Source organism: Kitasatospora sp. NPDC042419 (genome assembly GCF_056437345.1).
In genome coordinates, this window is the sequence record NZ_JBWKAW010000044.1 from 13,640 (window position 1) to 34,770 (window position 21,131).

The window sequence follows — 21,131 nt, forward strand, 5'->3', positions numbered from 1 at the left end:
CCCAGTATTGCGGACCCCTGTCAATCACCCTTGCCGACGCAATACTGTTATTGCGTCGGGACGTGATCTAGTCCCATGACTGTGGTTCACTGGGGTCGCCCGAGACAGAGGAGAGCAGCGGAATGCCGCCCAAGTGGAGAGACCTCGCGGACTCGCTCGCCGCGCAGATCAAGAGCGGGAAGTACGCGCCGGGCGACCGCCTGCCCAAGATCGAAGAGATGGCGCAGGAGAAGGGGTGGGCGAAGACCACCGTCCACCAGGCGTACAAGGCTCTGGAGGCGGAGGGCCTGGTCACGTCGTCGCGCGGCCACGGCACGGTCGTACGTGAGCGCCTGTCCCTGGCGACCGGAGCCGAACGGGAGGAGCGCAGCAAGCTGACCGGGTCTTCGTGGCGGGCCGGTGAGCGCTCGGACTCCCACATGGCCGGGATCGTGGCCGCTCCGGGGGACGTGGCGGAAGCGTTGGGGATCAAGGCGGGGGAGAAGGTGCTCCGCCGCTCCCGCACGTACCGCGACGAGCACTCCAACGCGGTCATCGCCCACTCGACCTCGTGGATCCCGGCCGCCTTCGCCGACGCGCTGCCGGAGCTGCTGATGGGGAAGCGGCTGGCGAGCGGCACGTCGATCGACGCGATCACGCGGCACACCGGCCGCCCGGTCGTCCGCCGTGTCAGCCACATGTGGGCTCGGATCACCGACGCGGCCGACGCGGGACCGCTGGAGATCCCGCAGGACACCCGGGCCGCCGTCATCGTGTCGACGGTGCAGGTGATCGACAGCGGCGGCGGCGTCATCGAGTACGGCGTGGACCTCGGGGGGCCCGACCGCCGCTGGACCAAGGAGGAGAGCACCGAATGACGCTCTTGCTGGCGGACGACACCCTCATGCACGTCATGGAGGAGCGCCTGGGAGACCTCCTCCGGGCACAGCGCCGGGGCGGACTGCCCCCGGCTGAGCAGACGGAGATCACGCTGATCATGCGCACACTGGCGGGACGTACGGGCCCGGCCCGGCTCATCCTGATGGCCGGCCTTCCCGGTTCGGGGAAGACCACGGTCGCTCGCGAGCTGGAATCCCGGGGCTACCTGCGGCTCTGTCCCGACGAGCGAGTCTTCGAGCAGCACGGCCACTACGGGCGGGACTTCCCCCGCGGCGCCTACAAGATCCGGGAGCGACCGATCCTCTCCGAGGTCGCGGCCGAACTGCGCACCGCGCTGGCCTCCGGGCGGGACGTCGTCCTGGACCACGGACTCTGGACGCTCGACGAGCGCCAGGAGTGGCGTCAGGTCGGCGAGGACGCCGGAGCCGCCGTGACGCTGGTGTACCTGCCTGCCAGCCATGACGAGCTGTGGGAACGGATTAAGGAGCGCAACGCCAGCACCTTCGACGACCCGAACGCCATGTACTTCAGCCAAGAAGACTTGCTGCGCCACGGTGCCCGCTTCGAGCCGCCGACCGCCGACGAATCGCACGTCATCTACGCCGGGAGCCTCATCCCCGTGATCGAGGGTTCCGCATGATCGCGACTCGTGCTCCACAACGCGCCTCCCGTAGCTGCCGGTTGGCTGCACACGGTGCTCCGGAGCACGAAGTGCCGAAAGTGACGAGCGCCGGTGACATTGGAATGTCACCGCCATTTGTCACCGTCTCCGGCCGGTGCACGCGTGCCAGACTCGCGGTCAGGACCCGCTGCTGGACGCTGGGCACCTCCAGGCCGGACCGCATTCGTTGCGGGTTCCGTACAGGAGGAGAGGGGACCTCGATGTCCGACGATCGGCCGGACTGGGCTCGCCGGATGGTGGCGGAGCGGGAAGCACGCGGCTGGAGCCAGCTTCGGGCCGTACGCGCGCTGATGCCGCGGCTGGATGCCGACGCTCCTGCCGAGCACGACATGCTGCGGCAGTGGAAGCGGTGGGAGGCGGGGGAGGCTTACCCCCGTAAGTACGCCCCGGCCATCGCCGCCACCTTCGGCACGACGACCTTCGCGTTCTTTCCGGTGGAGGGCCAGCGGGACGGGCGGGCAGAGATCCAGGCCGTCAGCGGCATGGACACCGTCGACATCGTCTCCAGGCTGCGGGCCAGCGACGTAGACAACGCCACGCTCGACGCGCTGCGCATCACCACCGACCGACTGTGCACGGAGTACGCGCACGCGCCCGCCGAGCAGCTGCTCATCGAGGGCAAGGCGTGGCTGGGCCGGGTGGCGAACCTGCAGCACCAGCGGCTCTCGCTTGCTCAGCACCGCGACGTGATCGCACTCGCCGGGCAGCTCGCCCTGCTGGTCGGTTGTGTCGAGTACGACTCCGGGATCGGCGGGGCCGCCGAGGCAACGCGGCGAGCGGCGCTGGATCTCGGCAGTGAGGCCGGCGACCCGGGCATCGTCGGCTGGGCTCACGAGATGAAGGCATGGTTCGCCCTGACGGCCGGGGACTACCGAGGCGTCATCGCGGCCGCCGACGCCGGGATCGCCGCCGCGCCGCGGCAGAGCGTCGCTGTGCAGCTGTACGCGCAGAAGGCGAAGGCGTGGGCGCGGATCGGCGACCGGCAGCAGACGGAGGTGGCGCTCGACGCGGGCCGCCAGCTGCTGGAGTCGCTGCCCTACCCGGAGAACATCGCGAACCACTTCCAGGTGGACCCGGCGAAGTTCGACTTCTACCGCATGGACTGCTACCGCCGGGTCGCCGAGGACGGGCTCGCCTCGCAGATCGCGGGCGAGGTGATCCGGTCCAGCACGGACTTCGACGGGACGGAGAAGGCGCCGATGCGCATCTCCGAGGCCCGGGTGACGCTCGCCGTGGCGGCGGCCCGCGACGGCGACCTGGAGACGGCGCTGTCGTTCGGGCAGCAGGCACTCGGCAGCAGCCGGCGGTCGGTGCCCTCGCTCGCGATGGTCGCCAGCGATCTCGGCGGCGTCCTGCACGAGCGGTACGCGAAAGACGGGGAAGCGCAGGCTTTCCTCGCCCACCTGCGAGAACTGAGGGGGCGTCCCATGTGACGGGCAGCGGAAGGAAGTTCCTTCCCGCCTGACGGGAAATCGGGGCCTGAGCAACGAAATCCCGTGTCCACCCGTTGGGCTGGCGTGTAGGAAGAAGAAGATGTTCGAGCGCGTGACGTAGCTATCCACTCTCACTGGCTGCGGAACGCAAGAAGCCCCGTCGAAGGACGGGGCCCTGTACGGACGGGCCGGGCTCTCACCCCCGACCTGTCGAAGCTCTCCAATCAGCCTGGAGGCCGCTCCTTATGAGCGTACGCAAGACCGTCGTGGCTAACCAGCCCGACGCCTCATCCGTCAAGGTCACTACGGCGCGTTTTGACCGGTTCGGCCGACGTTTCTCCGTGGGATTCCCCACCCCGGCCGGGGCCGAAGTCCGCGCTCGCGGGGGTGTCCGCTTTGGCGAGTACACCCAGCTCATGACCAACATGCCCCTGCTCGCGGGGACCGCCCGCGATGCCGCCGCCTCGGTTTCGGAGGTGGCCCGATGAACGACTTCGACGACGAGCCGTACGACGACGGGTACGGCGAGGAAGAGGGCGACCAGCTGGTCGGCGAGGACTGGCCGACCGTCCACACGCCGGTTCCGGTGTGGGTGATGCTCGCGGGCCTGTCGGCGAAGGCTTACCTGATGTACGCCTTCCTCGCCGAGCACATCAACGCGCGCATCCAGAACCCGAACCGCCGGATCGCCTGCCCGAAGCAGAAGGCCATCGCGGTGGTCCTGGAGCTCGCGGACGACCGGCAGGTGGCCACCTACCGCAAGGAGCTGGAGGCGCTCGGCGCGATCAGGACGGAGAAGTACCGGTACGCGGGCGGGATGCGCCAGGGGTACAAGTACTTCGTCCGCTTCAACCCTCCGGCCGGCTACCAGGGCCAGCTGCGGCTGCGGGACTTCTACAACGCGCACCCGGAGTTCAAGGCGGCCGCGAAGTGGGAGGGCCGGACCGAGGCCGCGAAGAAGACGGCGGCCGCGACGGTCCCGGCGCAGGCGAAGCCCGCGCAGAAGCCCAAGCCCGCCCCGGCGCGCGAGGCGCGGAAGAAGGCCGCCGAGGTCCCGCTGGCGCCGGAGGTGCTGAAGGTCCTCGAGGCGTACCGGCCGGAGCTGCGGGAGGCGATGCGCGAGACGGCGCACACCGACGCGCCGAAGACGCTGGTGACGGCGGTGACCAAGGCCCTCAAGGAGCGGACCGCCGAGCAGCTGGTCTCCCGGGTGCTGCGGCGCTGGACGACGCACGGGTACGCCGAGAAGTTCGAGACCGGCCGCCTGGAGCGTCCGGTGGGCGCGGCCGTGGCGATGCTGCGGCACGGCGAGTGCCCGGACGCGGGCTGCGAGGACGGCGAGCTCCTGGCGGACGGCGAGCCGTGCGTGCTGTGCATCGAGCGCGGCAAGAACTACAAGGCCGACCACAAGGCCGCGCGCGAGGCGAAGAAGGCGGCGGCGGCCTCCGCCGCGGCCCGGCTGCTGTGCCCCGGGTGCGAGCAGGACCGGGGCACCGAGGGCGCGCTGTGCCCGCTGTGCGTGGGCGGGTTCGAGAGCGACATCGCCGGAGCGGCTGAGCGGGCCGCCGAGGACGTCGCCCGGATGGAGAACCCGCCCGCCGAGTGGGCGGACGCGAAGGCGCGGGTGCTCGCCGAGGCGGAGCAGGCGCGCGAGCGGGTCCGCCGGGAGGGCGCCGACGTCCTCGGTCAGCTCCTGGCGGCGCAGTTCGCCGCGCGGTCGGCCGCGACCGACATCCACCGGCTGCGGCTGGCGACGCTGGACGCCGACGGCGACCGTCCCCAGGAGTCGGCGGCTCCCGAGCCGGAGGCGGCCCCGGAGATGCCGTCGATGCCGCTGATGTACGGCGCGGACCCGGCGCCCTGCTCGGGTCGGCGCTGGGACGGTTCGCCGTGCGGTCGTACGACGGAAGCCGAGGACGGGCTGTGCGGCGTCTGCCGTGGTGCGCAGATGGCGCAGCACGAGGACCTGGCGGCCGCGCGCTGACGGGACGGGGAGGGCCTGCGGGCTCTCCCCTCCGCCGCTCCACCTGATCACCCGGTTCGCCCGGACCTCCGGGCCGGACCGGATTTTGGCGTGCCCGGACCCCCGGGTCACGTCCTGTCAGCGGTTCGCTGACGTAGCTGTCCGACCCCTTCGAGGCCCCGCCGGCCAATCCGGCGGGGCCTTCTTCGTGTGCTGCGCCGCCGCCAGGCGGTGCCCGACCGAGACGAGGACCACGTGATCGCGATCCACGGAGCCATGCTCGCCACCGAGAACGACTTCCACGGGCCCGCGGCCTACCTGGCGCTGTGCGCGGTCGCCGGGCTGCAGCCGACCGCCGAGGGCTACGGCTTCCTCCTGGCGCTCGACGACGACGGCGAGCCGTACACGGCGGTCCTGTGGGACGTGGAGTACGTGCGGCTGCTGCTGTCGGCGTGGGAGGCCGGGGAGGCGCGGGACGTCACGGTGCCGGCGGAGAAGGTCGTCGGGCACATCCGCGAGTGGCCGTGGATGTGGGTCGGGTTCGCCGCCTGGCCGGCCGGGGCCGTGCCGTCGGCGGACGCGTGACCGGGGTGAAAACCGGGTCCTCGAACCGGGGGCGGGGCGGACCGCGAATCGGGGCTGGAATCGGGGTCTGCGGGCCCCGATTTCGGCCCCGATTTTCACCCCGATTTCAGGCTCTGGAGCCGTAAAACCGCAGGTCACTCCGGAGGTGGTATCGGTACCACCTCCGGAGGTTGCATGAATGCCACCTCGCAGGGTGGTGGAGACGAAACCTCGCGGGGTGGTGTGAACGCCACCGCAGAACGAAACCAAGGTCATCGACACCAAGCTCATCGAAACCAAGATCGGGTTTGGCGCCTTGCGGCGCGTTGCGCCGCTGAACGCCGGAGGCCATCTGCAGGTAGTGGCGCGCGAGGGCGCGTTGGCGGCTTCGCCGCGCTCGCGGCGCACGCGCCGAAGAGGCGGCCTCGGTCGGGGAAGACAGGCAGGGCGGCGGGCCGGTGGTCCCGGAACAGCGCCGCGGCGGGTCCGGCCTGGGTGGGCACCAGCTCGCCGAGCCGGGGGAGCGCACCGGCTTGGTTCCCCTAACAGGCCCTTGCGCGGCTCTCCCAAGTGGGTCCAGTCCTCCCGGTACTGGACCCACTGCCACTTCACGGACCGACCCCCTCACGCTGAAAGCGCAGGTCAGAGCCGCAACCACCGTGCGGCCGCAGACAACCGAACAGCGGAGCGACCCGCAGGGCCGCTCTTAGAGCGCGAGGGCCTGTTAGGGGTCAGAGGAGAGGGGCGCGGGGCCCGTCACCCGTTCGGGTGAGGGCCGGTGCCAGGCTGACCGCATCGTCGTGGCCGAGGTAGTGACGGGCCCCGCGCCGTGGGGGCTGGCCTGGGTGCGTACGTGCAGGTCAGGAGATATGACGTCCCTCCGGGACGACTCAACTTCCCCAATCGGCTCCGCCGGGGCGCCACAGGCGCCCCGGCTCCACCGATGGACAGCGGACGGGCTTCGCCCGGCAACTGGAAGAGCAGGGCGGCGCGTCCGTAGATCGCCGTCTGACGGCCGTTCGTGGGTTCAGGGTGGAACGGGGCCCCCGTCGCGCGATCGGCGCTCTCCGGGCCGTACAGGGGCCTTCCTGGGGCTTTCCTGGTCGGGGGCGTGATCCGGATGTGGGCACGGTGGGGCTGATGGTGCACCCGGCGGTCGACGATGCGCGGGCCCGGGAAGCGGCCTGTGTCGCCTCCTGCCGGACGATCACCCGGCGGACGCCCACCGGGAGGGCCGGGGTGCCGCTCGGCCCTCTCGTGGCCGCTGAGGGCTTCGGGGTGCCGGAGGCGGAGCGGCGGCCGCGGGCCGGGCCGCGCACGCGCGCAGCAGCTCTTTCCTACGGTTCACCTTCGGTTCCCTACAGTTCTGGGGGTCGGAATCCGACCCCTCCCAGGGTCAGAAACTGACCCCCCGCCGGGTCGGAATCTGACACGGGGGGTCTGAAAGTGCCCCGGTCGGAACCTGACATCGACCTGCCGGAATCCGGCACCTCCGCCGGCCTCTGCTCTGTTCCCTCCGGTTCTCTTCGGTTCACTTCTGTTCTGGGTGCCGGTAGCCGGTACATCGACCTGCCGGTGACTGGCACCCCGAGGTACCGGAAACCGGCACCCCACCTGCCGGAATCCGGCACCCCGGACTCCGGTGGAGGGCCCGGAAACCGGCACATCCGGCGTGTCAGCGGACCGCTGACACCGGTTATTAGTAGCCGTTTCGCTGAGCAAGTGGGTAGTTGTTCAAGTTGCCTTATGGCTTGGCTGAACGAGTAACCGAATGGGTAGCTTGCAGCGACTTTTACGGCTCTCATTTTCGCTAGCGGAAATGCTCGCTTAGCCGTATTGGAGCGGGGTCGGGTTTCCGAATTCTCCCGCGCGTGTGCGGACTCCCGCGTGACGATGACCTCGGGTTTTCGGCGAGGAAGGGGAGGAAGCGCGTGAGCATGATGCGCAAGGGCTGCTCGGTGGCCACCACATTCACGGTGGAGGAGCTGGCCTATCTGGCATCGCGTCCGGTCGGCGCGAACGTGGTGGAGGCGTTCGCGTGGTGCGAACTGGAAGCGGGACACAAAGGGGAGTGGCACTACGCGCTGGGACAGTCGGCGAACGACGGCCACTGGTGGCTGCGCTGGAAGCCGACCGGCCGTGAGCTCCTGGTCCGCGAGAGCTGCACCGTCAAGGGCGAGCCGATGCCCGTCCCGCCGAAGCAGCGGCTTCCGTTCCCCGACGCGCCTCACCTCGATGTCGAAGAACCCGTCGTTCCCCAGGAGCGGCCTTGCCTGCTGTTCGCCGAGCACCCGGGCGCGCACAGCTTCGCCTACGGGATGCCCCACGACGATCAGGTGCACCGTCCGGCGCTGAACGTGGGCCAGGTGCGCCGTGCGTGGCACACGCTCGCCGACGACACCCCGATCCGGATCGGGGCGGCCGGCACCGGAGTGCTCACCGAGACCGCCACCGAGGTGCTGGTGCAGGCGACCGGCGAGGCGTGGCTGCAGAGATCCCCGTCCGCCGGGGTGAGTGGCGTCGCGGTCCTCCTGGCCGGTCTCGGGGCGCTCCCCGCGCAGGTCACCGTGCCGGACGACGAGCCGGAGCCGGACAACGACACGGCGGGCGCCGGCGGGAAGACGAAGGTGCCCGCCTACATCGCCGACGCGCTGCTCGACCGGCTGCGGAACACGGTCGTCGCGCTGCAGGGCACCGACCGCACGGTGACGCTCTCCTCGTTCGTCCAGGCCGCGGTCGCTGCCGCCATCAAGGAGGCGGAGGGCAAGCACAACGACGGCCGCCCCTTCCCCGCACGGCGCAAGGAGCTGAAGACCGGCCCGCCGATCGACTGAGCCAGGGGCGTGTCGCGGTCCCGGAGACCTGGTCGGCGCGGTGAGGCTGGGGCGGTGACGACGACCTGCGGGCACTGCGCCGCCTCGACCTGCCGCGAGTGCTTCCCCACCCCGCCCCCACAGGACACCCTGTGCGCGACGTGCGACCGGATGAAGTGCGCCGACTGCGGCGTGTGCGGGTGCGCCTCGCAGTGCGTCAGCTGCGGCGGGCCGCTGAGCACGGCGTTCTCCGTGCACCCGGGCGGCGGGGCCTGCTGGTGCGCGTGCGTGTGCACGGCGCTGGTGATGGAACGGGAGGCCGTGGGCGTCGACGCCTGAGCGGATACGGCGGCGCCCCCGGAGGATCGTGTCCTCCGGGGGCGCCGTTGCCGTTCCGTACGGGCTCACACGGCGGCGGCCGCCTTCGAGGGGCGGCCCCAGCCCTGGCCCCGGTCGATCGCGGCGAGCAGCACCGGCTCCCAGCCGGCGGCCGCGAGCGAGGCCGTGTCGGGCAGTCCCGCGTCGGCGAGGGTGGACAGCTGCACCGTGTGCTCGATGCCCTCCGCCCACGCGTCGCGCACCGTCTGGCGCACGGCGATGCGGGCCTGCAGCTCGGCGGTGGAGTTCTCCTCGCCCGCCCGGCGGAGCTCGGCGAGGGCGCGGCCGCGGGCGGCGACGTCGTCCAGGAGCACGGCGGCCTTCTCGGCGTCCGGCACTATCGGCGCCCGTACGGCGGTCGGCTTCACGCCCCGGCGCAGCTGCTCCATGCGCGTGGGCAGCGGCTCCCAGGAGGGCTGGCCGGTCATCTCGATGTTCGTGTCGACGACCGCGCGGGTCCAGGCGCGGGCCAGGCCGCGGGGCATCAGCGGCGTCCCGGCCGGGACCGGCTGGCCGTCCTGGTGGTTGCCGTGCAGGGAGACCCACAGCGCGGTCGCGGTGCCACCGACCCGCTGCAGGAGCCGCAGCCGCTCCGGCAGCCACCGCTTGAGGGCCGCCCTCGCCAGGCCGGACAGGGCGAGCAGCTCGGTGAACGCCTCCGCCTCGCTCCAGCCCTGCGGCCGGCGCACCACCCGCAGCTCCTCCAGCGTCGGGGAGAGGTCCTCGATCGTGCGGGCGCACATCTCGCCCGCCCGGATTCCGGTGTCGGAGACGACCGCGCCCACCGCGAGCATCCGCAGCTGGCTGGTGGTCGCGTCGGGGGAGTCGGCGAGCTCGGTGAGCTGGGAGCGCAGCAGGGAGCGGGGCCGCTTGGCGACGGGCGCCTTGCGCGGCGGGTCCGGCTGCGGCGGGAGCTCGGCGAAGTCCTCGGCTCCGCACGCGGTGACCAGGAGCTTGAGGACCTCCAGGCGGATCTGCTCGGAGTGGTCGGAGCCCTTGGCCGGGTCGGCGGCCGTACGCACGCGGAGCTTCCCGGTGCGGGCCAGGCGCAGGTAGACGTCGACGGGTTCGGCGGTGAACACCTTCCGTACGCCGGCGCTGTCGGCGAGCGGGTGCTCGGCGTGGGCCAGGGCGCGGGTGTACTCGTTCGCCACCCACTTCACCTGGCGGGCCCGGGAGGCGGATACCGACGGCCAGGACGTCACCTCGGCGGCCGCCGCGGCGAACAGCTCGGCGCCGGTCAGCCTGCTGTCGACGACGTCGACGACCGTCTCCTGGGCGCTCACGACGTCGCCTCGGCGCGTGCGGAGGTGATCCGGCTGCGGGCCATCGACTGCTCGGTGTTCAGCGCCACGAGGTCGGTCAGGGCCTGCGCGGCGTCGGCGGCCCGCTTGCCGGTCGGCTTCGGTGCCTTCGCGTCGTACGGGGCGAGGTGGAACCGCACGCTCGCCATGAGGCTGGCCAGCCTCACCGGGTTCCCGTCGGTGGCCAGCAGCTCCCCGATCCCGTGCACGGTGCCCCGGATGTCGATGTCGTTCAGGTTCTGCAGGTCCCACGCGCCGGAGGTGTCGTAGAACCGCCCGGCGACCTCCCGGAGCCGCTCGGCGTTCTCCTCGCACCACGCCTGCTCGAACCGGTCGCGGGCCTTGTCCAGGCGCTGGGAGGCGACGTCGCGGCCGCGGTAGGTCTGCGCGCCGCGCTCCAGACGCAGGGCCCGGGTCTCGGCGGACTGCCGGGTGCCCAGCCCCAGCGCGTCGGCGACCTTCTGCCAGGACGCCCCGCGGGCGCGGGCGGCCCGGATGAGCCGCAGCTCCTGGTTGTCCAGGCGGGTGCGCGCGTCGTCCACGTGCGAGAGGGCGGCGAGGACGTCCTCCGCCGGCACCTCGCGCGGCTCCTGGCCCGGCGGCAGGTAGTCGCTGAGGGCCACCAGGACGGAGGTGATCGCCTTCTCCGGGGGCAGCGAACCGCCGTACCGGGCGTCGTCCTCGTTGCCGTAGCGCTCCGTCAGGAGCTTCTCGGCGGCCCGCTTGGTCTCGTGGTGCTTCGCATAGTCCTTCGCCATGGGCGTCAGCATTCCACTGACACTCTCGAAACGTCAGCATTCCGCTGACAGTGCTAGCGGGTGTGCGATCTGAACCAGACACCGAAAAGGCGACTCAATCCGCTCGCCATACCGCTAGCGGAAATGCCAGGCACTGCGGCTGAGCGGCTCAGATATCCGTTTGTCAAGCCTGTCAGCGACAGACGGAGAGAGCCGTCATGATGACCGGTAACGCTCGCTGTCGCGCGAGCTCTCCGGTGCGAGCCGGACGCCGGGTCGGCCTTGCTGCCGCCCCGGCATCGAGCCTATGAGCTGGCCTGCACGAGTCGGGCGAGCGGATTGGAGGACTACTGATGATGGCTCGCCCTGCGGCAGATGCTCGTCGCATCGCCCGCCGCATCGCCCTGCTGAACAACAAGGGGGGCGTCGGGAAATCCGGCACCACCGCCCGACTCGCCGAGGCCCTGGCGAAGGCGGGCAAGCGGGTACTCGTCATCGACATGGACCCCCAGGGCAACAGCTCCGGGATGCTCGGCTGGCGGTACGACCCGGAGCTGAAACAGCCGACGATCAGCCAGGCCATCAAGGCCAACACGGACCCCAACGAGGCTCTGGGATGCGCTCGCCAGGTCTTCCAGCCGATCGGCTGGAAGTGCAGCTATGCCGAGCGGATCCAGATCGCGCCCGCGCGGCTGCCGCTGGAGAACCGGATGTCGGAGGCCGGGATCGGCGGCGCCTGGCTCCGGCTGCGGCAGGCCCTGGAAGGCGCCGACAGCGAGTTCGACTACGTGCTGATCGACTGCCCGCCCAGCCTGCTGCACCTCACTCAGCTCGCTCTTGCGGCCTCGGACGACGCGGTGATCGTGACCGACGCGGACGTCTACGCCATCGAGGGCGCGATCCGCGCACGCAACCTCATCGAGAAGAAGGCGGCCACCCACCTGAGCAACCCGGACCTGCAGATCCGCGGCGTGATCCTCAACAAGTTCCAGGACACCGTCCGCCAGCGCGAGCAGCGCGACTCGATCCACGACATCTTCGGCCCGCTGGTGTGGGCCCCGACGGTGAAGTACATCGAGTCCCTGGCGACCGCCAACACCAACTCCGTCTCCCTCGAGGAGTTCAAGGGCGACCGGGCCTCCGAGATCCGCGCCACCTACGAACTGCTCGGCCAGACCTTCCTGAAGGAGATCCCGCTCCCGTGACGCGCACCCGTACCGCTGAGAACCCGCAGCTGCCGGACGACGACGAGGACATCAACGTCGGCGACGACGCGAAGGCACCGAAGAGGCGTGCCGCGGCCGTCACGCCGAACAGCCGTAAGCAGCTCGGTCGCCCGGAGCGCCGGCGCGGCCGCAAACCCGGCCCGACCCGCGTGATGATGAACGTGCGCGTCCTGCTGGAGACCGACGACCTGGTCACCGAGATCGGCGAGGAGACCGGCATGGGCCCGCAGGACGTCACCGACGTCGCGATCGCCCACTACGCCGCCTACCTGCGGCGGTCCGGGAAGCTCCCCAAGGTCCCCAAGAGCAAGGCGGACCAGGAGGAGCAGACCGAAGCGTCCTGACCCTCCCTTCCCCCTCGTGAGCGGCCCCGTGGAACTGTCCACGGGGCCGCTCACCGTTTCCTGGCGCCCTGTCAGCGTGGGGCGCTACCGTTTCCGTACGGCTAGACGCGTACTGCCGTGCACCGCTGTCCCGGCGCCCACGCCGCCCGGGACGTCGTCGGTCAAGGTCTCTCGGGGCCCGCGAGTTCAAGCACTGCTCTGTCCTGGATCGGCCCCGACGTACACATGGCCGGCGGAAGCGTGGGAGACCGCTGGGTCTGGAGTACGCATGTCGCCGAAGAAGCAGAGCACCGCGGCCAAGAGGGCCCGCGCCGCCGCCCGCGAGGGCGCGAAGTACACCGAAGCCCTCCGCGCCGCCTCGCCCGACCCCGCCGCCCCGGACTGGGACGACCTGGTGGTCTCCGCGCTGTCCGCCGTCGTCGCCGAGCACGGCGTCGTGCCCGTGACGGTGATCTGGGATGAGGGCGCCCGCCACTCGATGGTCCAGCGGGACAACGGCGTGCGGTGGGGCGTCGCCGAGCCCGCCGCCGACGGCGTTGTCATCCGCGAGGTCCGCAACGACGTCGGGGTGGTGGCCAAGGGCACCCGGGTGCCCGTGCCGCACCGCCTGGACGACGGGCAGGTGGACGTCGCCGCCCTGTGGCCGGTGGTCTGGTGCTCGAACGACCAGCCGTTCTGGCGCTACGTCCACAACGGCTGGTCGGTGGAACAGCCCGGCACCTTCCCCCACGCCCTCGATCCGGTGTGCCCCAGCCCGGACCTGCCGTACGAGGTGCGGATCTACTACGTGCCGGACGGGATCGTGGGCGAGGACCACACGGGCGGTGCGCCGAGCTGGTGGACGCGGGCCTGGTGCGGCCACCTCGACCAGGCCGTCCTCCTGGCCGACGCCCTGGTCGCCCACCGGCTGAGCAACCCGTCCCGTCCGGCCGGCGGGGACTGCGGCGACCTGCGCGCCGAGGTCTGGCAGCACTCCACCACCGACCTTGGCACCCTGCCCTCCCGCGTCCACCAGGTCGACGCCGACCCTGACCGGCCCGTGGTGCCGCGCCTGCCGTTCAACGCCTGGCCCAAGGGCCGCCCGGCCTCCACCGAGCCGACCCCGGAACCGGCCTGGTTCAAGGGGGAGAAGCACCCCCCGACGTACGACCTGCGGGTCTGGTCCGAGACCGACGGCTGGACGACGCTCGCCTGGTTCGTCGGCGGCCGCAGCCCGGCCGGGATCGCCGCCGACCTGCTGCGGGTCGGCACCGGCGGCCCGTACGCGTGGGCGGAGACCTGGGGCCCGCACTTCCCGCGCGCCGATGCCCACGACTGGACGACGCAGGAGGGCCGGGTCCTGATGGACCGCCACCCTGACGAGTCGTACGCCGAGGGGACCGCCCGCTACGACGAGAAGCGCCGCCAGGACGCCGTCGACCTGGCGGCCGCGCTCGCCGCCCGCAGCCGTGGTGCGCTCACCGCAGAGCAGGCCGCGGCCCGGCTGGAGAAGGGCGGGCAGGAGTACCGGGACTTCCTGCTCGTCGGGCAGATCTGCATCATGGACGCCCTCAACGAGAAGCGACTGGCCGCCGAGGGAGACGAACGGCTGCGGCTGCGCAAGGCGCTGGACGCCTTGGAGAAGCACCACCAGGTCGACGACTGGGTCATCGACCTGACCCGGGCGCACATGGCCACCAACCGGCGCGATGCGCACTACACGGAGGGCGCGAAGCGGTGGCGGGACCGGGCGCTGCAGGAGTACCTGGAGCCCGGCGAGGATGTCACCGGAGTTGACGGCCTGACCGCCTGATCGCGGCTCGCCGGGGCCTGCACCATGGAGCCGGCCCCGGCGCCCGCTGTATCCGCCGTCCGCCCCGCACCCCCACCAGACCGCTTCCTCGACCGCACTTCCAGCCGGTGTTCCGGGTTTCTCCTGGGCACCGGCTCCCCCCTTCCCTACCCCACCCCCATTTCCCTCCATCCATCAAACTCTGACCCCCACTCTGCTTTTCTCTGAACACAACTCCAGCTCTCCGCACCCCCGTCCTGACCTCCTGCCTGACGAATCAATCCCACCCACGCTTTGAGGGACGATGAGCGTGGGTGGGATTGATTCGTCAGGCAGGTTCCCGCAGGTCAGGACGGGGGTGCGGAGAGCGGCTTGTCACACGCTGGAAACACCCTGGTTTATAGGTGGTTTTACACCCTGGAGTTTCCGCCGGAGTTTTCCGAGAGGTGCCTGCGCGGGCAGCAAGGTGGAGGTCGGGAGTGTCCGAGCAAGTTGTCCGCGAAGCTACTCTTCGCGCGTCGCCGGACCGGGGGCGGGCCAGCGGGAACACAACCCCGGTGTTTCGCAGCGCGCGCGGCGGCCCGCCCCGGCGATACCGGTTCGCGCTGCGGAATGCCGGGGCAGCGGGGGTCTGGGGGCCGGCGAAGGCCCCCAGCGGCCACCGGGCTACGCCACGTCGTTGAGTTCTCCCGCGACCTGGTCGCGGGTCACGAGCTCGTCGCTGGTGAGCGACGGCACGAGTTTCCCGATGTTGCCGTGGCGGCCGGGTTCGAGTTCGCGGATGCGGTAGGCGACCGGCGCCCCGGTCTCGCCCCACTCCGCCGCATACACGATGGCGGGACGCCCGTCGGTGAGGCGGACCCGGGCGCCGTCACCGTGGCCGCCGTGCTGCTCGACCAGGAGGTCGTCCAGCCACCCCTTCGGGGCGAGCCACAGCACGCCGGGCGCCTCCATGTAGCCGTTGTAGTTCCGGCTCTCCGTCCACGCCCGGCGCCACTGGTCGACCAGGCGGCCGACCGTGTGCCGGTCGTCGGCCTCTTGCCACGTCAGGGGTTCCCGCTCGTCGGTGTCAACGGAGTCGGCGTACTCCTGCAGCTGCGGCTTCACCTGGCCCCACCACCGCTCCGGCACCTTCGTCAGCAGCCGGGCCGCCGCGCGGTCCAGCGGTTCCATCACCGCGTCGACCGCGGCCTGGTCGTCCGCCTCGACGGCCGCCCGCAGTTCTGCCCGGCCGGGACGGAGCTCGGGGCGCTGGTCGGTGAGCATCGCGTAGACCAGGCCCAGCAGCCACGTGGCCTCGCGCGCGAAGAAGGACCCGCTCGGATAGCCCGGCGCCGGCGGCTCGAACCGGTGGCAGAGCTCCCCGGCCCGGCCGTTCGGCAGCTGCGCCGCCCGCCGCACCTCGTACCGGACGTGCTTGGAGTCCTCCGGCCGCCACGGGTGGCACAGCGCGCCCGGGTGCGGTGTGCCGTCGCAGTCGGTCGCACACACGGCGCGGGCGATCGGGTAGAGGCGTGGGGGAGTCGGCTCCTGGTCGTCCTCGGCGGCCGCCGGAGCGGTCGTCAGCGAAGCGCTGACAGCGGTCTCGGGGTCGGCGGCGAGGCGTCGGCGGGCTGCGGTGTACGAGATCCCGTCCCGTTCGGCGAGCTCCCGGGCCGCGCGCTTGAACTGCTTGTCGGTGGTCACAGTCGTCTCCAGACAGGCGGGAGATCCCACGCATCTCCCGCCGTGGAAGACCACGGACAGCGGGCCGATGCGGCACGTGAAGCGGAGCCCCTTGTCCTCGTTGCCGCTCCCTGCGTGGGCGGGCTGCGGCTCGGAGTCGGGCCGACGTGTGGCGGCCGACTCTCAAGGTAGCGGCTGGGCACCGGGCAGGACGGGAGATCTCCCCATCGCTTCCCGCCGGGACGTCAAGGAGATCGAATAAGAGAGCTGTTCACGTACTCTTGCCGCGTTCATTTCCGCTAGCGGAATTGATCGCTGATACGCGACGTATTCAACTGAGCTGCACAGATCGCCTTACAGAAGACGTGCAAGATACCCATTCGGCTCTTCAATTGAGCTACTTTTCTCGGTAGCGCACCGCACGTCAGCGTTTCGCTGACGTAGCCGCGACGCCCTGCCATCCGGGCCCGAGACCGCGTCGGCGCGGCTTCGGGAGCGGAGAGGGCCGGGCGGCGGTTGCGGGCTCGGTGACAGCCGCCTCCTGCTCCTGCCCGAAGTGGCGCAGCAGGGCCTTCGTCGCGGCGGGAATCGCCGCCAGGAGCCGGGCGGCCTCGGGGTCGATGTCGGAGAGCGCCGCGGCGATAGTGTCGATGGCCTCCGCCGCGTCCTCGGCGGCCGCGAGGTTCCACCCGGCGGGGCCGGCCGCGTCGGCCAGCGCACAGGCCGCGTCGGCGGCCGCCCCGGCGAGGGTCTCGACTCCGGGCGCGGCCCGGTCGGGGAGTTCCATGTCCGGCTCAACGGGGCCGGTCGGAAAAAGTACGGCGCGAAGTGTCACACGAGCATGATCATCCAGACCTGTATCAGGTGACAGCGGATCTCTGTCCGGAGGTCCGCGCCACGCTGATGAGGAGCGCCGACATGTCGTACGACGACACCGGCCACCGGGCGCCCGAGACCGCGCAGACGGCGATCTGGACCTGGACCAGGGACGATCCAAGGGCGCGGCGCCGCCCGATTTCCAGTGCCGTATCCGGTGCCGTGAAGGATTCGGCGGCCGCGTCCGTCGCCGCAGGCCACACCCCTGGTCCAGGGGTCGGTGGCGACGCTGACACCTCTCTCCCTTCCCTTCCTGCGTCTGGAGGGCAGAGGTCCTCAACCCCCACGGCTCCCCGGGTCAGGGGAGACGCGTTGCGGATGCTGGCCTGCGTGCGCGTCGCGACCGCCCGCCAGATGGCCCGGGTCATCACAGCCGAGGACGCGGACGGCCGCTCGTACGTACGCCGGGCGATGCGGAAGCTGGCGGAGCAGGGCCTGGCGGAGACGAACGGCAAGCAGGGCAAGGAGCTGATCTGGAATCTGACCCGGGCGGGGCTGCGGGCCGTGGCCGACGGCAACGAGCTGCCCGCGCGGCCGCGCGCCGGCACCGGAGCGAAGGCGGTCCGTGCCGGGTTCGGCCCGCACGCCCTGGCGGTGACGGAGACGATCCTCTCCTTCGGCGGCCGCCAGCATCTGACCGACTGGCAGGTGGAGGTCAATCACGCGATCAAGGAGACCGGGCTGACGTTCAACACCGACGCCGTCCTCGCCGCGCCGGGCAAGACGTTCGAGGTCCGCCTCTTCGAGATAGACAACGGCACGATGTCGCGGGCCAAGCTCGCCCGCGAAGTCTGGGACTACGAGCGGTACGCCGGACACCGCATCTGGGAGGGAGCCCGCGGCACCATCGGCGGCACGTTCCCGTTCTGGTCGCGCTACCGGTACACCCGCAGCAAGCAGTTCCCGCCGCTGCACGTGGTCCTGGCGGGCAAGGAGGAGCACCTGCTGCAGCGGCGCCTGGAGGCGCTCGCCGAGGCGGTCGACGGCATCGCGGTCTCGGTGTTCGCCACCACGCTGCCCGCCCTGCAGCGCCGTGAGAAGTGGGTGCGCCTCGGCACCGACAGCCCCGACCGCCGGCGGGAGCGGTACCCGGAGCCGGTCGGCCGGTGACCAGGCCGGGCCCGGCTCGTTGAGCCGGGCGTACACGTGCACAGAGAAGCCCCGGGTCGTCATGGTCCCGGGGCTTCGTGCTCCGGACGGCGAGGGTATGCATCGCGGCATGAATCGACTGACCCGACGCCGCTGGATCTTCTCCCCCATCACCTCGTGGCAGGCCAGGCGCCTTTCACGGACGACCGGCATCGACCACGACGCCGCATGGGTCAAGCTCCGGACCACCACTCATCCCGAGGAAGCCGTCTACGCCCCCCGCCCGTTACCCGGCGAGCAGGGCGGCCAGTAGCAGCGAAGCCCCGGACCCGCGCGGGTCCGGGGCTTCGTCGTGTCCGCCGTCAGCGCTGCCTGTCGCCGGGGGCCAGCAGGCTGGTGACCTCGGCGAGCGCGGCCGCGCCGGGCTTGAAGTACTTCCGGGCGGCGCTGACGGACTTGTGCCTCGACTTCGCCATGAACAGCAGCAGGGAGACGCCCTGCTCGCCGAGGTGGGTCAGGCCGGAGTGCCGGAACTCGTGCGGATCCCAGCCGGTGCCCTCCTCTCCGCCGACGCAGGTGTGCCGGTCCAGCAGGGCGCGCAGCTGGCCGTAGGACAGGCGGGCCAGGCCGGTGTCGGGGCAGACGTCGCGCGGGGTGAGGAGCTTGCCGGGGCCGGGCTTGCGGTGGGTGACGAGCAGCGGGCCGCGGGTGCGGTCGCCGATCAGGCGGGGGAGGAGCCGGGCGGTGCCGGCGTCCCAGTAGACCGTCTCCGTGGCGTAGTCCTCGCGGGCCTGGCCCCGGCGGCGGACGGCCTTGGCGCCCTTGGCCTTCACCGGGCACTGGCGGGCGGCGAGGTTGAGGTCCTCGATGTTGACGCCGAGCAGCTCGTCGGCGCGGGCGACGGTCTCGTAGAGCATCCGGTAGGTGACCTTCTCGCGCAGGCCGACGTCGCGCCGGGCGATCAGGCGGTCGATGGCGGTCTTGGAGCGGACCGGGGTGTCCGAGCCGGGGTCGGGCATCCGCTTGCACCAGGCCGGGATGTGCGGCGGCTCCAGGCCCGCGTCGTGGCACCAGGCGAGCCAGCCGCCGACCGCGCCGCGTCGGGCGTTCCAGGTGCTGGCGGCCGCCGTGCCCCAGAGCTGTTCGAGCGCCTGGCCGATCTCGTCGTCGGCGAGGGCGGCCAGCGGCCGGCCCTCGCCGAGCTCGGGGACGACCTTGCCGAGCGCCGTGGTGTAGCTCCGGCGGGTGTTCGCCACGGTGAGGGAGTCCAGGTAGCGGTCGGCGGCGGTGCGCACGGTCGCCGCTCCGGAGGCGGTCTTGAGGGGGACGACGGTCGGCACGTCTCTCCTTGGCACAGATAACAGGTCCGGCTCATGTCGGAGAACGGGCGCGTTCTCCCTGGTCAGTGATCACCCTAGTACAGATAACAGAACAGTTATCTGCGCCAACACGGGGCCCTTGGCGAAGATCAGGGAGGGCGAGAGGATCAAGGGGCGCGGCGGACACCCGCGCTCGAAGGGGGATCACATGACCGTGCCACCGCCGGGCTTCACCGAAGGGTCCTGGAAGCTCACGACGGCCCTGCGGCCGCGCACCACGGACTTCTGGCTGTACTACGCGCCGAACAACGACGGCGGCCCCCACCAGCTCCGGGTGTGCGACCGCACCGGCTACGACTTCGGTCGGCTCACCTGGCGGTCCTGCGCCGAGTGCCACCGCGGCCACGTCATGAAGATCCGGGTGACAGGGGAGTGGCAGCGGCAGGGCTTCGGCACCCGGATGATGCTGCGGGCGATGCGCGGCCTCGAGTCCTACGCGTGGACCACCACGCCTCAGTTCGAGGACGGGCAGCGGTTCTTCCCGGCCCTGACCGCCACGGTGGGCACCGGCTTCCCGGCGGCCTCGGCGTGTGCGCACGCCGTTCGCGGCGGCGGGTTCGCCCGGCCGCGGCTCGAAGGCCGGCCCGACGCTCCCTGACCGCCGGGGCCGATCCGGACAGCGCCCCGCCGGACGGCCGGACAGCCGTCTCCCACGGGAGAACGATGATCGCACCGGGTACCCGGGGTACCCGCTTTGCCGCCCCTTCTCCCCACACCCCTCATCCACCCCGTACGCCCCGCATGCCCCTGATCGACTTCTGTGAGAGCGATCCTGCGGGTGGATACGACGGTGGCAATGGATTGCCACCCCCTGGATACGGCGTAGTCGGCCGTTTCCGGCCCGGACGCGCGCTGCGGCCGGGCCGGACGGGCTGCGAGTTGAGGCACGGCACTCCGCCGGGGACTCCGTCAACGGCGCTGCGCGTGCCGGACGGCCTGGCGGTCGACGGCGGGGTCCCCGGCTGTGAACGGCCGGACGCTCAGGAGTCCGGTGCCTGGGTCGGGCCCTCCGGGCGGGAGCAGGCCGACGTCCTGGCCGACGCCGTCGGCCCACCGCCCGTCCGGGCCGGGGCGGCCCTGCAGCTGTCGTACGACCGGCTCGGTGCCGAGGTACACGACCCGGCGGCGGGCGTGCCCGTACGCGCGCAGGACCTGCCGGAGCGCACTCGGAGCCTTCGGGGTGAGCTCCCCTCGACCGCGCCGATGCCATCGCCGGGCAGCACCAGGACCAGGTCCGGCCAGTGCACCGCACGGACGCCGGCGCGTACGGCGAGCACGGGTTCGCCCCGGCCCCGTCGTGCACTCCGGGTACGCCGAGGTCCGCCAGGAGCTCCGCCGCCCGCCCGGGGACAGCTTCGGCGGTGCGCACCTCCCGCTCGGTGAGCACGGTGTGCCCGGCCGCCTCCTGGCGGAGCCCGACGTCGGCGAGCGCAAGGCGGTGCAGCAGCCGTTCGCCCGGCGGGTGCGGAGCACCCAGGCCCACCCCGGCGACCCGGGCGCCGCGCTCGGTGGTCCACACGACGGTGCCCGCCCACCGCACTTCAGCGGAGCGGTTGAGCAGCCCGGCCTCGGTCATCAGCCGGACGCGGGCGCGGGCGGTCTCCTCCCGGCCGTTCCAGAACGCCGTGGCCGCCTGGCGCAGGGTCAGCGTCCCGTACCGCGTCGCAGCCGCCAGGAGCCGTTCGTCCGCCTTCGTGCGCACCCAGCCGTCCCCGCGGGCCTCGCCCGTCCCCCGGCTCCGCCGCCTGCGCTCCGCCCGCACCCTGTACGCACTCGCCGCCTCCTTCGTCTCCACCCTGATCTCTCCCTGTAGTTGGCGCGCGGGACCTCCGTTTCCGGTGCCGCGAAACGCACTCTGACCTGCGAAGCGGACACCTCCGCCGACAGGAGTCGTCCACCACCTGGCGGTGGACGTGGCGGACGACGTCGCGGTGGACCTGGTCGCGGCCGCGCACAGGGGAGTGCCCCCGGACCGGGCGGGTCCGAGGGCACTCGAAGGGGTGTCAGCGGGACGCTGACGGTGGGTGG

At 71.7% G+C, this 21,131-nt stretch carries 21 protein-coding genes; 15 read left to right on the forward strand and 6 right to left on the reverse strand.

The features are described 5' to 3' along the window. Nucleotides 1-122 precede the first annotated feature (122 nt). The 8 genes from AC067J_RS40755 to AC067J_RS40790 all read left to right on the forward strand — a co-directional run bounded on the left by AC067J_RS40755 (nt 123) and on the right by AC067J_RS40790 (nt 8,673). Entirely contained in the window at nt 123-857 is a 735-nt protein-coding gene (locus AC067J_RS40755) for a GntR family transcriptional regulator (protein ID WP_478307864.1), read from the forward strand. Then, nucleotides 854-1,519 carry a P-loop nucleotide/nucleoside kinase family protein gene (locus tag AC067J_RS40760; protein WP_478307865.1) on the forward strand — a complete coding sequence of 222 codons (666 nt, stop codon included), beginning with the start codon at nt 854-856 and terminating at the stop codon, nt 1,517-1,519. The genes AC067J_RS40755 and AC067J_RS40760 overlap by 4 nt, the downstream gene beginning before the upstream one ends. Before the next feature lie 242 nt (nt 1,520-1,761). Next, the gene (locus AC067J_RS40765) at nt 1,762-2,994 is read left to right on the forward strand and encodes an XRE family transcriptional regulator (RefSeq protein WP_478307866.1); all 1,233 of its coding nucleotides are present in this window, start codon (nt 1,762-1,764) and stop codon (nt 2,992-2,994) included. A 245-nt stretch (nt 2,995-3,239) separates the two neighbouring features. Next, on the forward strand, nt 3,240-3,482 hold the full coding sequence (locus AC067J_RS40770) for a hypothetical protein (RefSeq protein WP_478307867.1): 243 nt from the start codon (nt 3,240-3,242) through the stop codon (nt 3,480-3,482). Further along, nucleotides 3,479-4,978: a hypothetical protein gene (locus AC067J_RS40775; RefSeq protein ID WP_478307868.1), complete on the forward strand. Its 1,500-nt coding sequence runs from the start codon at nt 3,479-3,481 to the stop codon at nt 4,976-4,978. The genes AC067J_RS40770 and AC067J_RS40775 overlap by 4 nt, the downstream gene beginning before the upstream one ends. Nucleotides 4,979-5,212: 234 nt before the next feature. Then, complete coding sequence (locus AC067J_RS40780; protein ID WP_478307869.1) at nt 5,213-5,542, forward strand: hypothetical protein; 330 nt, start codon at nt 5,213-5,215, stop codon at nt 5,540-5,542. A 1,910-nt stretch (nt 5,543-7,452) separates the two neighbouring features. Then, entirely contained in the window at nt 7,453-8,355 is a 903-nt protein-coding gene (locus AC067J_RS40785; RefSeq protein WP_478307870.1) for a hypothetical protein, read from the forward strand. Between the two features lie 54 nt (nt 8,356-8,409). Next, nucleotides 8,410-8,673 (forward strand): hypothetical protein, encoded by a 264-nt coding sequence (locus tag AC067J_RS40790; RefSeq protein ID WP_478307871.1) that lies wholly within the window; start codon nt 8,410-8,412, stop codon nt 8,671-8,673. 65 nt (nt 8,674-8,738) lie between these two features. On the opposite strand, the gene AC067J_RS40795 is transcribed toward AC067J_RS40790, so the two are convergent. Both AC067J_RS40795 and AC067J_RS40800 read right to left on the reverse strand, forming a co-directional pair. Continuing rightward, on the reverse strand, nt 8,739-9,998 hold the full coding sequence (locus AC067J_RS40795; RefSeq protein ID WP_478307872.1) for a hypothetical protein: 1,260 nt from the start codon (nt 9,996-9,998) through the stop codon (nt 8,739-8,741). After that, nucleotides 9,995-10,774 (reverse strand): hypothetical protein, encoded by a 780-nt coding sequence (locus AC067J_RS40800; protein WP_478307873.1) that lies wholly within the window; start codon nt 10,772-10,774, stop codon nt 9,995-9,997. The genes AC067J_RS40795 and AC067J_RS40800 overlap by 4 nt, the downstream gene beginning before the upstream one ends. A gap of 332 nt (nt 10,775-11,106) precedes the next feature. Between AC067J_RS40800 and AC067J_RS40805 the strand changes: the two genes are divergently transcribed. From AC067J_RS40805 to AC067J_RS40815, 3 genes are all read left to right on the forward strand, one after another. Beyond that, nucleotides 11,107-11,958, forward strand: a complete 852-nt coding sequence (locus AC067J_RS40805; protein ID WP_478307874.1) for a ParA family protein — start codon at nt 11,107-11,109, stop codon at nt 11,956-11,958. Beyond that, nucleotides 11,955-12,323, forward strand: a complete 369-nt coding sequence (locus AC067J_RS40810) for a hypothetical protein (protein ID WP_478307875.1) — start codon at nt 11,955-11,957, stop codon at nt 12,321-12,323. The genes AC067J_RS40805 and AC067J_RS40810 overlap by 4 nt, the downstream gene beginning before the upstream one ends. Before the next feature lie 268 nt (nt 12,324-12,591). Continuing rightward, nucleotides 12,592-14,115, forward strand: a complete 1,524-nt coding sequence (locus tag AC067J_RS40815; RefSeq protein WP_478307876.1) for a hypothetical protein — start codon at nt 12,592-12,594, stop codon at nt 14,113-14,115. Between the two features lie 645 nt (nt 14,116-14,760). Here the strand turns inward: AC067J_RS40815 and AC067J_RS40820 are convergent. Both AC067J_RS40820 and AC067J_RS40825 read right to left on the reverse strand, forming a co-directional pair. After that, nucleotides 14,761-15,780 (reverse strand): hypothetical protein, encoded by a 1,020-nt coding sequence (locus tag AC067J_RS40820; RefSeq protein WP_478307877.1) that lies wholly within the window; start codon nt 15,778-15,780, stop codon nt 14,761-14,763. 403 nt (nt 15,781-16,183) lie between these two features. Next, a complete protein-coding gene (locus tag AC067J_RS40825) occupies nt 16,184-16,546 on the reverse strand; it encodes a hypothetical protein (protein WP_478307878.1) in 363 nt (120 codons plus the stop codon). Between the two features lie 407 nt (nt 16,547-16,953). On the opposite strand from AC067J_RS40825, the gene AC067J_RS40830 reads away from it, so the two are divergent. Both AC067J_RS40830 and AC067J_RS40835 read left to right on the forward strand, forming a co-directional pair. Continuing rightward, entirely contained in the window at nt 16,954-17,745 is a 792-nt protein-coding gene (locus tag AC067J_RS40830) for a replication-relaxation family protein (RefSeq protein ID WP_478307879.1), read from the forward strand. Between the two features lie 109 nt (nt 17,746-17,854). Continuing rightward, the gene (locus AC067J_RS40835) at nt 17,855-18,037 is read left to right on the forward strand and encodes a hypothetical protein (protein ID WP_367517754.1); all 183 of its coding nucleotides are present in this window, start codon (nt 17,855-17,857) and stop codon (nt 18,035-18,037) included. 49 nt (nt 18,038-18,086) lie between these two features. Here AC067J_RS40835 and AC067J_RS40840 read toward each other — a convergent pair whose 3' ends face one another. Next, nucleotides 18,087-19,064 (reverse strand): tyrosine-type recombinase/integrase, encoded by a 978-nt coding sequence (locus AC067J_RS40840; protein WP_478307880.1) that lies wholly within the window; start codon nt 19,062-19,064, stop codon nt 18,087-18,089. 187 nt (nt 19,065-19,251) lie between these two features. Between AC067J_RS40840 and AC067J_RS40845 the strand changes: the two genes are divergently transcribed. Continuing rightward, a complete protein-coding gene (locus AC067J_RS40845) occupies nt 19,252-19,701 on the forward strand; it encodes an N-acetyltransferase (protein WP_478307881.1) in 450 nt (149 codons plus the stop codon). Nucleotides 19,702-20,012: 311 nt separating this feature from the next. Here AC067J_RS40845 and AC067J_RS40850 read toward each other — a convergent pair whose 3' ends face one another. After that, a complete protein-coding gene (locus AC067J_RS40850) occupies nt 20,013-20,219 on the reverse strand; it encodes a hypothetical protein (protein WP_478307882.1) in 207 nt (68 codons plus the stop codon). A gap of 437 nt (nt 20,220-20,656) precedes the next feature. On the opposite strand from AC067J_RS40850, the gene AC067J_RS40855 reads away from it, so the two are divergent. Then, entirely contained in the window at nt 20,657-20,962 is a 306-nt protein-coding gene (locus tag AC067J_RS40855) for a hypothetical protein (protein ID WP_478307883.1), read from the forward strand. The last annotated feature ends 169 nt before the right edge of the window (nt 20,963-21,131 follow it).